The sequence below is a fragment of the Marinobacter orientalis genome (genome assembly GCF_004792665.1).
Taxonomy (GTDB): domain Bacteria; phylum Pseudomonadota; class Gammaproteobacteria; order Pseudomonadales; family Oleiphilaceae; genus Marinobacter; species Marinobacter orientalis.
Genome location: NZ_SRZX01000001.1, coordinates 817,440 through 830,647, shown reverse-complemented (window position 1 = coordinate 830,647; position 13,208 = coordinate 817,440). Strand labels below are relative to the sequence as shown.

The window sequence follows — 13,208 nt, the reverse complement described above, 5'->3', positions numbered from 1 at the left end:
GCCGTTATTTGGCCGTCGGCATCACAAATTCTGCACCGGCGTTGATGGAATCCGACCACCGCTGCATGATGGATTTCTGGCGTGTATAGAATTTAACGCCTTCCTCGCCATAGGCGTGGGTGTCGCCGAACAGCGAGCGCTTCCAGCCACCGAAGCCATGCCAGGCCATGGGAACCGGAATCGGAACGTTGATGCCCACCATGCCCACCTGGATGCGACGGCCGAACTCCCTGGCGACACTGCCACTTTCAGTGAAGCAGCTGACGCCATTGCCGAATTCGTGGTCATTGATCAGCCTGATGGCGGTGGCAATATCCGGGACCCGGACGCAGGCCAGAACCGGACCAAAAATTTCTTCCCGGTAAATGGTCATATCCGGGGTGACATGATCGAACAATGACCCGCCCATCCAGAAGCCATCCTCGCAGCCCTCACCGGTGTCCGAGGCATCAAACCTCCGGCCGTCAACCACCAGTTCAGCTCCCTCGGCGACACCCTTGTCAATGTAGCCGGTAATGCGCTGGTGTGCGGCGGCGGTGACGATGGGGCCCATTTCGGCGTCCAGCTGCTCTCCGTTTTTCACTTTCAGCGTGCGGGCCCGTTCGGCCAGCCGGGGCATGATCTGGTCGGCCACATCACCAACCAGCAGTGCCACGCTGATCGCCATGCAGCGCTCACCGGCACTGCCGTAAGCTGCGCCAATCAGCGCGTCAACGGCCTTGTCCAGATCGGCGTCGGACATCACTACCATGTGGTTCTTGGCGCCCCCGAGGGCCTGGATACGTTTGCCGTGTTTTGCACCTTTCTCGTAAAGGAGGTTGGCAATCGGAGTGGAGCCGACAAAACTCAGGGCCTGAACATCAGGATGCTCAATCAGCGCTTCCACCGACTCCTTGTCGCCCTGAACCACATTGAACACGCCATCAGGCAGCCCCGCCTGCCGCAGCAGGTCGGCAATCATCAGTGAGGCGCTGGGGTCCAGTGGGCTGGGCTTCAGCACAAAGGTGTTACCGGCGGCGATGGCAACCGGGAACATCCACATGGGCACCATTACCGGGAAGTTGAACGGTGTGACACCGGCTACCACACCGAGCGGCTGGCGCATGGTCCAGTTGTCGATGCCGGTGCTGGCCTGCTCGGTGTAATCCCCTTTCAGCAACTGGGGTATGCCGCAGGCGAACTCCACTATGTCGATGCCACGGGCCACTTCGCCCTGGGCATCGGTGAATACCTTGCCGTGCTCGGCGGTGATGGCGCGGGCCAGGTCGTCCCTGTGCCTGTTGAGCAGTTCCAGGAATCTGAACATCACGCGGGCGCGACGGATCGGCGGAGTATCAGCCCACGCGGGAAAGGCTGCATCAGCCGCCGCGACGGCGGCATCCACATCTGTGCGGTTGGCGAGGGCAACCTGACCGGTCACCTGGCCGGTGGCCGGATTGAACACCTCCTGAGACTGCTCTGAAGTGCCGGCCGATATTTCGCCATTGATATAATGCAGGATGGTTGCGTTGGTCATGGATGCCTCGATCTTCTCGCGTGAAACCTTTGAAAAAACGCCGGTAAGGCGTGGATCCGGGATCTTGTCGATAATGGTGGATATTTGACCATTCAGGCTAGAGGGGATGAGAGATCAAAGCAATTGAGATTTTCAAAAGCCGGTTATAAGTTAAACTTATATGATTCCGGTATGAAAGAAGAGGCTTCCCATGCATCCACTCCAGAGCCTGCGGGCCTTTGTTACGGTTGCCCGCGAGGGCAGTGTGTCCCGTGCAGCGACCCGCCTTCACCTGACCCAGCCGGCAGTCAGCCTGAAACTCAAGCATCTTCAGGATGAGCTGGATCTGAAGCTGTTCCAGCGTAGGCCTCAGGGATTGGCTCTCACACCGGACGGCCAGGCGTTGTTACCTTCGGCCGAGAAGGCACTGGCGGCCATGTCGGCCTTCGAGCAGAACGCCCGGGCACTGCATAGCACCCTGCGGGGACGACTCAGGCTGGGGACCATCGTCGATCCGGAGTTTATTCGCCTGGGAGCCTTTCTGCATCGACTGGTGGAGCGCGCACCCCAGCTGGAAACGGAGCTGCGCCAGGGCATGAGTGGCAGCGTGCTGGAACAGGTCCGGGATGGTCTTCTGGATGTCGGATTTTTCCTGGCTCCGCCGGGTATCGGTCCGGGTGTGCTGGCGCCCGAAGTGGCCCACCGGGAGCTGACCCGGTTTCACTATTACGTCATCGCCCCGGCAGGCTGGGGGCAACGGATTCTGTCGAACGACTGGCCTGAACTGGCCGCCATGCCCTGGATAGTCACCCCCGAGAATTCCGTTCACCATCGATTACTCAAGGGTACCCTGGAACCGCTCGGGTTAGCGCCCCACGGCGTCGCCCAGGTCGATCAGGAAGCCTGCATGCTGGACCTGGTCCGGGCTGGTGTCGGCCTGAGCCTCGCCAGGGATGCCCTGGCCATGGCCGAGCGCCAGGAAAGAGGCCTGGTGGTCGTTGAAGGTGTTCAGTTGCCCTGTGCGCTGAGTTTCATCTGGCGTCGTGACCGTCAGGACGAGCCATTGATTGCTGAAGCTCTGGAGGCGCTGGCAGGGGTCTGGGGCGTTGACGGACCAGCTGCTTAACTTCGAGGTTGTTTGACGGCATACTCCGAGGACCGGTGCCGGCTGTTGCCGCCCCTTCCCGGGATTGTGTGAAGCCAGGGAGGGCTTCACTCAAGCGCACAGGGATGTGCTTGTAGCGTATCCCGGGAAGGGGCGGCAACAGCCGGCGTGCACCCAAATACGAGGTAATGCAGAAGAATGTGGCTATCAATCCTGGCCGTAAGCGCCGGAGCCGTTATAGGCGCCAATCTGAGATGGGCCCTGGGCCTCTGGCTCAATAGCAGCTATCACGTCATCCCCTACGGTACCCTCGCCGCAAATCTCTCCGGCGGCTGGCTCGTCGGCCTGCTGATCGGCTACTTCGTCCATGGCAGCTCACTGGCACCGGAGTGGCGCCTGTTCGCCATCACCGGCCTTTGTGGTGGCCTTACCACCTTCTCCACCTTCTCCCTGGAAATGCTCTCTGCCCTCCAGGAAGGCAAATGGAGCATGGCCCTGGCCGGGATATTGGCCCATGTCGTTGGCTCTATCCTTATGACTGCACTGGGAATTTACACCTTTGGCCTGGTCCGCGGATGATGGGTATCACTACTTATGCGAAATATTCAAAATGGGCTTGGCAATCCAGGTAACAAAGAGTAAAGTTATTTGCGTAGGAAAGATTCAGCAAAGCTTTCATGAATAGAACGTACTCCGCAGTTAGTAGTGACCGTCCTGTTTTTGATTCCGCGAGTTCTGTATTTCCGTAAACGCTGATCGGGCATCATGACGATGGCCTGGCGGCAAGATAAAATGATTGATTTCAGGAATGTTTAAGTATGTCTACTACTACCGGCACTGTTAAGTTCTTCAACGAAGCTAAAGGCTTTGGCTTTATCACTCGTGAAGGCGGCCCGGACGTATTCGTTCACTACAGCGCGATTCAGGGCAGCGGTTTCAAGACCCTGGCAGAAGGCCAGCAGGTTGAGTTCACCGTTACCCAGGGCCAGAAAGGTCCTCAAGCGGAAAACGTAACACCTATCTAACGGATAGTTGTTACCGCGAAAAAGGCAGCTCCGGCTGCCTTTTTTTGTGTCCGGGTTTTGTGATTTTTGCCCGGATGTGACATCTTTCACCCCCTGCCGCTTGCCATAGCCGAACCGTTATATTGCTTTGGGCCCTTTATGCTGAAAATCCTGAAAGCTGTCTGGATACTGTTCTGGGCCGCACTGCTCACGCTGATCCTGTTTCTGCCCATAGTGATCGCCGCTCTGGCCGGGCGTAGTGGCAACGCCGCCTTTCACGGCACCCAGGTCTTTGCCTGGTGCATTCTCAGGCTCACCGGTATCCGCTTGCGTGTTAGCGGGCGGGAGCATATTGATCCGCTTCAACGCTACGTCATCCTCAGTAATCATGCCTCCTACCTGGACCCCCCGGCGCTGGTTCTGGCGCTGGGGCTTCAGTATCGCTGGGTGATCAAGAAAGAGTTGAGGAAAATACCTCTGTTTGGCCTTGCGCTGGAAACCTCACGCAACCTCTTCATTGACCGCGCCAGGGGCAGTGATGCGCTGGAAAGCATCAAGCGGGGCGTGGCGCAATTGCCCGAGGGCACCAGTATCCTGATTTTTCCGGAAGGGACACGGTCCTGGGACGGCAGACTCCTGCCCTTCAAGAAGGGCGGTTTTGTCATTGCCCGCGACGGTGAACTGCCCATTCTTCCGGTGACGATAAAGGGATCCCACGATCGTCTGCCCAAGGGCACAGCGGTCTTCTCGCCCGGCATCATAGACATTGTTATTCATCCGCCGGTGACTACCGCCGGGCGAGAGATGGACGATGTGCGGGAAGAAGTGTGGAGCACCATAGGCGGTGCCCTCTGAAAGTTTCAGTCTTTGAACACTTCCTCGTAAAGCCGCATGGTGCCCTCCCAGGAGCGAGCTGCAGCATCTTCGTCATAGGCGACGGGCATGTCGAATTCCTCGGCAATCCTGTCCGCGCCGGGATTGGTAAAGGAGTGCAGTACTCCCGGGAAGCTGACCAGGGTCAGATCAGCTTCTGCGTCCTGCATTTCCTTCACCAGGCCAGCGACCTGATCTGACGGCACCATCTGGTCGGCGCCACCGGTGTAGACGTGAATCCGTGGCTGGACCTTGCCGGCTTCGGCCTTTATCGGGCTGCCGAGGGCGCCGTGATAGCTGACTACAGCGTCCAGGTCCACCCCGAGGCGGGCCATGTTCAGCACCACGGCCCCGCCGAAGCAGTACCCCTGGGCCGCAATCCTGTCGCTGTCGACGCTGTCGTGCTGTTGCAGCAATGCCATGGCGGCGGTAAAGCGGGCCTTGACCTGATCCATGTCTTTCGTCGCTTCTTTCATGAAGCTTTGAGCGTCCTCAGGGTGCTCTGCCAGCTTGCCGGACCCATACATGTCCAGGGCGAAGGCGGTGTAGCCGGATGCGGCAAGCTTTTCTGCCTGTTCCCGGGCGAATTCGTTATGGCCCCACCATTCGTGAACCACCAGAACGCCGGGGCGTTTTTCATCGGCTTCGTCGTCGTAAGCCATGTAGCCGGTGAAAGTCTCACCGTTCACTTCGTATTCGATGGTTTCTGTCTGCATCTCGGCTGATACCTGTCCGCTTGCCAGAGTAAGGGCCGCGGCGAGTGAAAGCGCCGCGGGTTTCAGAAAGGAAGCTGCTGTCAGGGCGTGGCTGTATGTTTTCATGCGTTCCTGCTCCGTGTAGGTCGATTGCCTGGCTGGTCCCGCGTGTACGCCGGAACCCGTTGAACCGATGCACTCAATTGCTACTACCGGTGTCATTCCTTTTTACTACACTTTACCGGATGACACATCGTTTACCAGCCGGATTCAAGGGGCAAGGCATGAAGATTGGCGTACCGAAGGAGATCAAAAACCATGAGTACCGGGTAGGAATGACGCCTGCGGCGGTTCATGAACTTTGCGGCCATGGGCACAGCGTTTATGTCCAGGCAAATGCCGGGTCGGCCATCGGGTTCAGCGATGAGGATTATCGCAAGGCCGGCGCGGAAATTCTTGATGATGGCCCTGCCGTGTTTGCCGCCGCCGAGATGATCGTCAAGGTCAAAGAACCCCAGGCCGATGAAAGGGCGCTGCTGACGCCCGGTCATATCCTGTTTACCTACCTGCATCTGGCGCCGGACCAGGCCCAGACCGACGACCTGGTGAAGTCCGGTGCCACCTGCATCGCCTATGAAACGGTGACTGACAGCCACGGCCGGCTGCCGTTGTTGGCGCCCATGTCGGAAGTGGCAGGACGGATGTCGATCCAGGCTGGCGCCCACTGCCTGGAAAAATCACTGGGCGGCCGCGGTGTTCTTCTGGGTGGCGTGCCCGGCGTCAGCCCGGCACGGGTGACAGTGATTGGTGGTGGTGTGGTCGGTCAGAATGCAGTGGCCATGGCCATCGGGCTGGGTGCCCAGGTGACGGTGCTGGACCGGAACATGGACGTACTGAGAAGCCTGGATCATCTGTATGGCAATCGTATCAGCACCCTGTTCTCCACCGCAGCAACCCTCGATGAGGCGGTGACCGAATCGGACCTGGTCATTGGTGGCGTGCTCATTCCCGGGGCGTCCGCGCCCAAACTGGTCACCCGGGACATGGTCGGCCGGATGCCCGAGGGCAGTGTTATCGTGGATGTGGCCATCGACCAGGGTGGTTGTACCGAAACCTCGAAACCCACCACACACGATGCCCCCACCTATGTCGTGGATGGTGTGGTGCATTACTGCGTTGCCAATATGCCGGGCGCAGTTGCCAGAACGTCTACACTCGCGCTGAATAACGTAACGCTGCCGTTCATTGCCGCGTTGGCCAACAAGGGCGCCGGGCAGGCGATGAAGGACGATCATCACTTGCGCAACGGCCTCAACGTCTATCAGGGCAAGGTCACCTTCCGCGAGGTAGCGGAGGCAACCGGCTACGAATTTTCCGACCCGGAGGCCTGCCTGGCCACTAATTCCATCAAAAACAAGGAAACTCCATGAAACTGATTGGCTCTACCACATCCCCCTATGTCCGCCGTATACGCCTGCTGCTCGCTGATAACGAGTATGAATTCGTGAATCTCGACATTTATGGCGAGGGCAGAGACGAGCTCAGGCGCCACAACCCGGCGCTGAAAATTCCCATGCTGATTGATGGTGAGCAGGAGGTTTACGATTCCCGGGTGATCGCCCGCTACATCAGCGAGAAGCAGGGCCTGGCACCCCTGTCCTGGGACCAGGAGAACCAGCTGACGCTAATTGATGCCGCCAACGATTCGGCCGTTATTCTCCTGCTGTCCTCCCGTTCGGGTATCGACACCAGCGAGAATCTGATGTTTTTCAACCTTCAGCGGGAACGCATCATGATGACCATGCGAACCCTGGCGGCCATGGTTGATGAAGGGCAGTTCAGCCATTGGAACTACCCCGCCATGTGCCTGTACAGCCTGGTGGACTGGGTCGACTTCCGGGATCTGGTGGATTTTACGGGTGTTGAGAGTCTGCTCACTTTCCGCGATCACCATCGCGACAATGGCGTGGTTGCTGGTACAGATCCCCGAAGGTCCTGACGCCGGAAACTTCACGAATTTCATGTTCCTGCGGCTTTTGATTTTATAAATCTTGACTATAGTTAAGAACAGGCAGGGCCTGATCTGTTCAGGCCCGTGGAACGTAATTACAGTCACTAACAACAATATCAACCCAAGAGGGTCGAGCTATGCTGCTGAATCACGCGTTTGGCCTGTTTACCCACCCCAATAGCGAGTGGGCAGAAATCCGCAAGGAACATGCGCCTCCCAGAAGGCTCTATGTAGCCTATGTATTGGTTCTTGCTGCGATTGCACCTGTCTGTGCGTACATCTCCACGGCGCACTTTGGCTGGACCGTAGGCAACGACCGTCTGATCAAGCTGACAGAAATCAGCGCACTCCAGATGAGTGTGCTCACCTACCTGGCGATGCTCATAGGCGTATTTGCCCTGGGTTACGCCATAAACTGGATGGCCAAAACATACGGTGCCAACGAGGAACTGGTGCCATCCAATGGCCTCGCACTGGCGTCTTACTCATGCACGCCGCTGTTCCTGGCGGGATTCGCCTTGCTTTACCCGGTACCCTGGTTCAACGCCATCGTTTTCCTGGCAGCCGCGGCTTACGGTGCCAAGCTTATGTACGACGGCCTGCCCATTGTCATGGGCATCCACAGGAGTCGGGCGGTCATGTACGTTGGCGCACTGCTGACTGTTGCCCTGGTGATTCTGGTTTCCACCCGCGTTGGATCAGTGATTCTCTGGAATTACGGCTTCGGCCCGGTATTTATCGAAGGCTAGTGAATTGCGTGGGCACATGGACTCAGTGGCCGGTAACCCCCGGCCATTTCTGGCTGATATTGACCTGAAGCAACCCCTCCTGATCCGCGGCCGGTTTAAATAGCATCAGGTACCTGGCCAGGGAGTGCGAAATGCCATCCTCTGAATCATCCCCTTCAGGCTGCGAAAAGGCGTCAGCCGGTCGTGGTGCGTGGCACGCCATGGAGGTCAGCGAGGCCCGCGCCGATCTGTCTGCGACCGGCCCGCTGACAGCACAGGCGGTCTCCGGGCGGTTGGAAAAATACGGACACAATCGCCTGCCTGAAGCCAAACGCCGTGGTCCTCTGGCCCGCCTCGGTAATCAGCTCAAAAACTTCCTGATTTATGTACTGATTACGGCAGCGGTCATTACCGCGCTGTTGGGCCACTGGGTGGACACGACGGTGATTCTGGCCGTAGTGATTATCCAGACCCTGGTAGGGTTTATACAGGAAGGCAAGGCTGAGCAGGCGCTTTCCGCAATCCGGCACATGCTGGCACCCAGGGCTGTGGTAGTCCGGGAGAAAGGGCAGCAGAAAATCGATGCTGCTGAACTGGTGCCTGGTGATACGGTAATCCTGGAACCCGGTGACCGGGTGCCCGCAGATATCCGGCTGGAACGCTGCCACAACCTGAAAATAGAAGAGGCCGTGCTTACCGGAGAGTCCGAACCGGTAGACAAAACCACCCGTGTGCAGTCAGCTGAGGCCGTCCTTGGTGATCAGCTCAATATGGCCTTTTCCGGCACCATGGTGGCCACAGGTACCGGGCGCGGGGTAGTCGTCAGGACAGGAGTGGAGACTGAAATAGGCCGGATTTCCGGCCTGCTGCAGGATACCGCCACACTCAAAACCCCTCTGCTTGAGCAGATTGATCGCTTCGCCCGTTATCTGTCCCTGATTATCATTGTCGCCGGCCTGGTGATATTCGGCGGCGGTCTCGCGCTGAGCGGGCTTCCGCTTCGCGAGCTGTTCATGGCCGTTGTCGGCCTGACCGTGGCGGCTATTCCCGAGGGGCTGCCGGCCATTCTCACCATTACACTGGCCATCGGCGTGCGGCGGATGGCAACCCGCCATGCGGTCGTTCGCAGAATGCCGGTCATCGAAACCCTCGGCGCCGTATCCGTCATATGCTCCGACAAAACCGGAACTCTCACCCGTAACGAAATGATGGTGACCGCTGCGATTGTGGCCGGAAAGCGTCTGGATGTAGAGGGTCAAGGCTATGAGCCGGATGGAGATATTCGTGAAGGTAAATATGTGACCCCTGGCAGTCCGTTGCTGGATGAGCTGGCCAGGGCGGCTGCACTGTGTAACGACGCTCACCTGGAGCACCATGAGGGAACGATCCGGGTCGCCGGTGATCCCATGGAGGGCGCTCTGAAGGTTTTTGCCCGCAAGGCGGGGTTTGATCCGGAGACGGATGGCCGGCAGTGGCCGCGGACTGATGAAGTCCCCTTTGACGCTGAATACCGCTTCATGGCGACACTCAACCACGACCACCATCGCCACGGTGTAATCTATGTAAAGGGCGCTCCCGAGCGGGTTCTGGACATGTGTACCAGCATGGTGGCTGACAGCGGGGATACCTCTTCGCTGGACCGGGAAGCATGGACCATTGCCATTTCCGAACTCGCTTCAGAAGGCCTGCGGGTACTGGCACTGGCACGCAGGCCGGCGGAGGCTTCGCAGAACATCCTGGCGGTGGAGGATGTTGAGGACGGGTTGGAACTGCTGGGGCTCGTGGGCCTGCTGGATCCTCCGCGCCAGGAGGCTATCCAGGCCATCCTGGACTGCCATCAGGCCGGTATCCGGGTAAAGATGATCACCGGCGACCACGCCATGACCGCCAGTGCCATTGGCCAGCGGTTGGGACTGAAGAACACTGTCCGCGTGATCACCGGCACAGAGCTTGGTCAACTGGATGAGGACGAGCTGAAGCAGGTTGCCGGCGAGGTGGATATCTTTGCCCGCACCAGCCCTGAGCACAAGCTACGTCTGGTAGAGGCATTGCAGGGATTACATGGTGTGGTTGCCATGACCGGAGATGGCGTCAATGATGCGCCTGCGCTCAAACGGGCAGATGTCGGTATCGCGATGGGAGTCAAAGGCTCGGAAGCCGCCCGCGAGGCTGCGTCGGTGGTGCTGCTGGATGATAATTTTGCCAGTATTGCCGCTGCCGTGCGTGAGGGGCGCACGGTCTACAACAACCTCAAGAAGGCCATCGCGTTCATGCTGCCGATAAACGGCGGCGAATCCATCAGTCTTGTTACGGCTTTGCTGCTGGGGCTGTCATTGCCCATTTCCGCGTTGCAGATACTCTGGGTGAACCTGGTGGGGTCGGTAATTCTGGCGATGACCCTGGCCTTTGAACCGGCCGAGCCAGGCGTCATGAAGCAACCGCCCCGGCCAAGGAACGAGTCACTGTTGGCCGGGTTTGTTGTCTGGCGCGTTGCTTTTGTATCGCTGTTGTTCCTGATTGGTATCTTCGCTGCCTGGTACTGGGCCATGTCCCGGTTTGGCGATGAAGCGGTTGCCCGCACCCTGGCGGTGAACACCCTGGTGGCAATGGAGGTTTTCTACCTGTTCGCGGTGCGTTATCTGGATACTGCTTCTATTACCCTGCGAGGTGTACTGGGCACTCCCATTGTGTTGCTGGCGGTGGGAGCCGTTATCCTGTTGCAGTTGCTGTTTACCTACCTGCCCTTGTTCCACCAGACCTTTGGCACCGCTCCGCTTACCCCGGGCGCGCTGGCCTTTGCGGCCAGTGCCGGAGTTGTCGTGCTGGTGGTGCTGGAGCTGGAAACCTGGCTCAGGCGCAGATGGCGCAGGAAAATCTGAAACGCGCTCAGTTCTGGCTCCGGGTGATGAGGGCGGCATCGCCGCGGCCTTCAAGGGCAGCCAGTTCCCCGCTGGACAGCCACTCCCCCGGTGGCCGTTCCAGTACATCCGCGCACGCGGCCAGGACATGGGCCCAGGAGCAACGGTTCGCAAACAACATGCCTGCTTCGTTCAGGGTGCCACCGCGGTTGATGTAACCGAGGATCCGGGATTTCGATGGCTGCGGGAACAGCGGCAGCAGATGCCCCCGGAACACCTCCGGGCGCATGTGGGTGAGGGCGACGCGACGCCTCATTCTTCGGGGGAACAGCTGCTCCTGTTCCAGATCGCGGACGCACTGTGTCGCTTCCAGAGTGTCACGGGGCTCGCGGAAGCGGCCGGGCTCCTGTACATATACCAGCCTGAATGGTGTGCCGGTTCCCCGCAGCCGCTCGCTGGCACCGATCATTTCGGAAAGCTGGTAGGCACCGTTGGCGATCAGCATCACGGGCTCTCCGGGTGACGTATCCTCATCGACCACCAGCGCTCCGATTTTTGCGAGAGCTTGTGCCTCGCTCCTGTCGAACACCACCGGTCGCTCGCCTTTCGGTACCACCATACAGGTCAGTTGTCCCCGTCCCAGGTAGACGCCGCGGAGCGCTTCCAGGGTACTGTTGTAGTCGGCGGGAAAGAGAACACGGCTGACATCGTTCATTTCCCCCAGCAGGCTTTCGCAGAAGGTGGTGTCCTGATGGGATTGCTGGTTCTTGCCATTCTCCCAGGTATGGGAGGTGGCAATTACCGGAAAGCCCAGCCAGCGCGCCGGCCTGCCCAGCTCCTTTTGCTGGCGGGCAAAGATCAGCTCCTGGCGGATCGCACCCAGCATTTTCACGCAGAAGGCTTCATAGCTCGCCACCAGATTCAGTCCTGCCTTATTGGCCAGGCAGGCCGACACTACCGCTTCCTCGTTAAGGACGGTAATGATCTGGCCATGAACGGATTCCTGCCCGGTTTCCGGGTCATTTACCCGGTGCTTCAGATCATTGAGTATCCCCTCGAGGCGATTACTGGCCAGTTCATCCGGGTTACCCACCCGTGGTCTTAATGCGGGATTGGCTGCTACCAGAGCCTTGAAGAAATCGTCCACTGCCAGCATCGGTGAGCCATAGTCCTGTGATGACGGCAGTGCCGGAATAACGGGATCTGGCGGATTGCGCATCGCCAGCGCGTGATCCCGCTCCAGCGGGCGTTCCTGCTGCTGGTGCTGGCTGAGCTGACTGACAGCATCGGCAAGCTGGGCGGGTGGCACCCACAGCAAGCCGGCATGGTAGCGAAACAACTCTCTGGCCCTGGTATCAATTCTCGGGTTACCCGGCAGCGGCAGATTGTGGGCAAGATTGCTGCCAGCGCCATAAAAGCCATAGCCCTTGCTGGTTTCGGCAATGCCATAGGGAATCAGGGCCGGGTAGGGAAGTGTCTCGCTCCGGGCCTGCTGGCGATACCTGTCCAGCTTCTGCTCCATAGTGAACAGGGCGCAAACGAAAGCTGCCGGATCGCGGCCATCAAACCGCAGTGGTTCGAAACCTCGATGCGAAAGATGTTCGCCAAACCGCTCCAGGCCTTCGCGGGTTCCGAGTTCTGTGCGTTGTTCAATGCGCCTGCCATTGGCGATCATGACGGGCAGTACCGATCCGCAATCCTCGGCCCGCCACCAGCGTGGAACCCAGTCGCCACCGCGCTGCTCTTCCGCTGCGCCATCAGACAGGAAGGCAACCAGTGACTCGCCAGGAAGGGGCATATGGCCGTACTGCAGTTCTGCAAAACCCAGATAACCACCCTCGATAAGCCCCCCCGCCGTGTGCGGGGTGACATGGCTGCCCAGGGGAGCTTCCATGCTGCCGTCGGGTCGCTGGCGGAAGCTGTAATAATCGGACACCAGGCGCGATAGCCCATTCTCGCCCTGATAGCGGTCCTGCTGCTCAGGATGCAGGTTGCCTGTCAGCACGTTCAGTGCCTCAATGGCGGCGACACAATGTCCCTGGCCCATCAGCCAGCTTCGGGTCTGCCCGGTCAGGTTGTTCAGCGCCATGTAAGCGGCATAGGCAGGGACCATGTTCAGCGCCCCGCCGGTGTGGCCCTCGGGGTTGTTTTTGAAGTCGCTGGGCAAGAGAGGAGCGCCACTGGCGTCTACCCGCCTGGTGTAGGTCATGTGCGCTACCAGCCAGAGGCCGGCACTGGCCAATCGGTCCAGGCTGGCCAGCTTGCGGTAGACGGTTGCGGTATCGGGTTGAAGTCCTGCAGCAACCAGTTCGCTGGCCATGTCCCGGGCCTGATGGCAGGTAGTTTCGGAGTGCTGGATAACGCCATAGCCCCGACGCCAGCGCTCGTAATCCAAGGCGGGCTGGTCAACGGATCCCGGGGTTGTAGCGGATGGCATGG

11 protein-coding genes are annotated in these 13,208 nt (G+C 59.2%); 8 read left to right on the top strand and 3 right to left on the bottom strand.

What is annotated here, in order from left to right; all coding sequences use genetic code 11:
* Positions 1-4: 4 nt before the first annotated feature.
* A complete protein-coding gene (locus tag DIT72_RS03965; protein WP_135953879.1) occupies positions 5-1,516 on the bottom strand; it encodes a CoA-acylating methylmalonate-semialdehyde dehydrogenase in 1,512 nt (503 codons plus the stop codon).
* 190 nt (positions 1,517-1,706) lie between these two features.
* Between DIT72_RS03965 and DIT72_RS03960 the strand changes: the two genes are divergently transcribed.
* The 4 genes from DIT72_RS03960 (at position 1,707) to DIT72_RS03945 (ending at position 4,459) form a co-directional block, all read left to right on the top strand.
* On the top strand, positions 1,707-2,621 hold the full coding sequence (locus tag DIT72_RS03960) for a LysR family transcriptional regulator (protein WP_135953878.1): 915 nt from the start codon (positions 1,707-1,709) through the stop codon (positions 2,619-2,621).
* A 177-nt stretch (positions 2,622-2,798) separates the two neighbouring features.
* Complete coding sequence (gene crcB / locus DIT72_RS03955) at positions 2,799-3,179, top strand: fluoride efflux transporter CrcB (RefSeq protein ID WP_135953877.1); 381 nt, start codon at positions 2,799-2,801, stop codon at positions 3,177-3,179.
* A gap of 239 nt (positions 3,180-3,418) precedes the next feature.
* A complete protein-coding gene (locus DIT72_RS03950; RefSeq protein ID WP_114611283.1) occupies positions 3,419-3,625 on the top strand; it encodes a cold-shock protein in 207 nt (68 codons plus the stop codon).
* A gap of 138 nt (positions 3,626-3,763) precedes the next feature.
* Positions 3,764-4,459 carry a lysophospholipid acyltransferase family protein gene (locus DIT72_RS03945; protein WP_135953876.1) on the top strand — a complete coding sequence of 232 codons (696 nt, stop codon included), beginning with the start codon at positions 3,764-3,766 and terminating at the stop codon, positions 4,457-4,459.
* A 5-nt stretch (positions 4,460-4,464) separates the two neighbouring features.
* Here DIT72_RS03945 and DIT72_RS03940 read toward each other — a convergent pair whose 3' ends face one another.
* Positions 4,465-5,298 carry a dienelactone hydrolase family protein gene (locus DIT72_RS03940; protein WP_135953875.1) on the bottom strand — a complete coding sequence of 278 codons (834 nt, stop codon included), beginning with the start codon at positions 5,296-5,298 and terminating at the stop codon, positions 4,465-4,467.
* A 158-nt stretch (positions 5,299-5,456) separates the two neighbouring features.
* On the opposite strand from DIT72_RS03940, the gene ald reads away from it, so the two are divergent.
* The 4 genes from ald (at position 5,457) to DIT72_RS03920 (ending at position 10,790) form a co-directional block, all read left to right on the top strand.
* Positions 5,457-6,602 (top strand): alanine dehydrogenase, encoded by a 1,146-nt coding sequence (ald, locus tag DIT72_RS03935; RefSeq protein ID WP_135953874.1) that lies wholly within the window; start codon positions 5,457-5,459, stop codon positions 6,600-6,602.
* A complete protein-coding gene (locus DIT72_RS03930) occupies positions 6,599-7,171 on the top strand; it encodes a glutathione S-transferase N-terminal domain-containing protein (protein ID WP_135953873.1) in 573 nt (190 codons plus the stop codon). Before ald ends, DIT72_RS03930 begins: the two co-directional genes overlap by 4 nt.
* Before the next feature lie 149 nt (positions 7,172-7,320).
* Positions 7,321-7,932, top strand: a complete 612-nt coding sequence (locus tag DIT72_RS03925) for a Yip1 family protein (protein ID WP_135953872.1) — start codon at positions 7,321-7,323, stop codon at positions 7,930-7,932.
* 131 nt (positions 7,933-8,063) lie between these two features.
* Positions 8,064-10,790, top strand: a complete 2,727-nt coding sequence (locus DIT72_RS03920) for a cation-translocating P-type ATPase (RefSeq protein WP_135953871.1) — start codon at positions 8,064-8,066, stop codon at positions 10,788-10,790.
* A gap of 7 nt (positions 10,791-10,797) precedes the next feature.
* Here the strand turns inward: DIT72_RS03920 and DIT72_RS03915 are convergent, their stop codons facing one another.
* Entirely contained in the window at positions 10,798-13,206 is a 2,409-nt protein-coding gene (locus DIT72_RS03915; protein ID WP_135953870.1) for a phosphoketolase family protein, read from the bottom strand.
* Positions 13,207-13,208 lie beyond the last annotated feature (2 nt).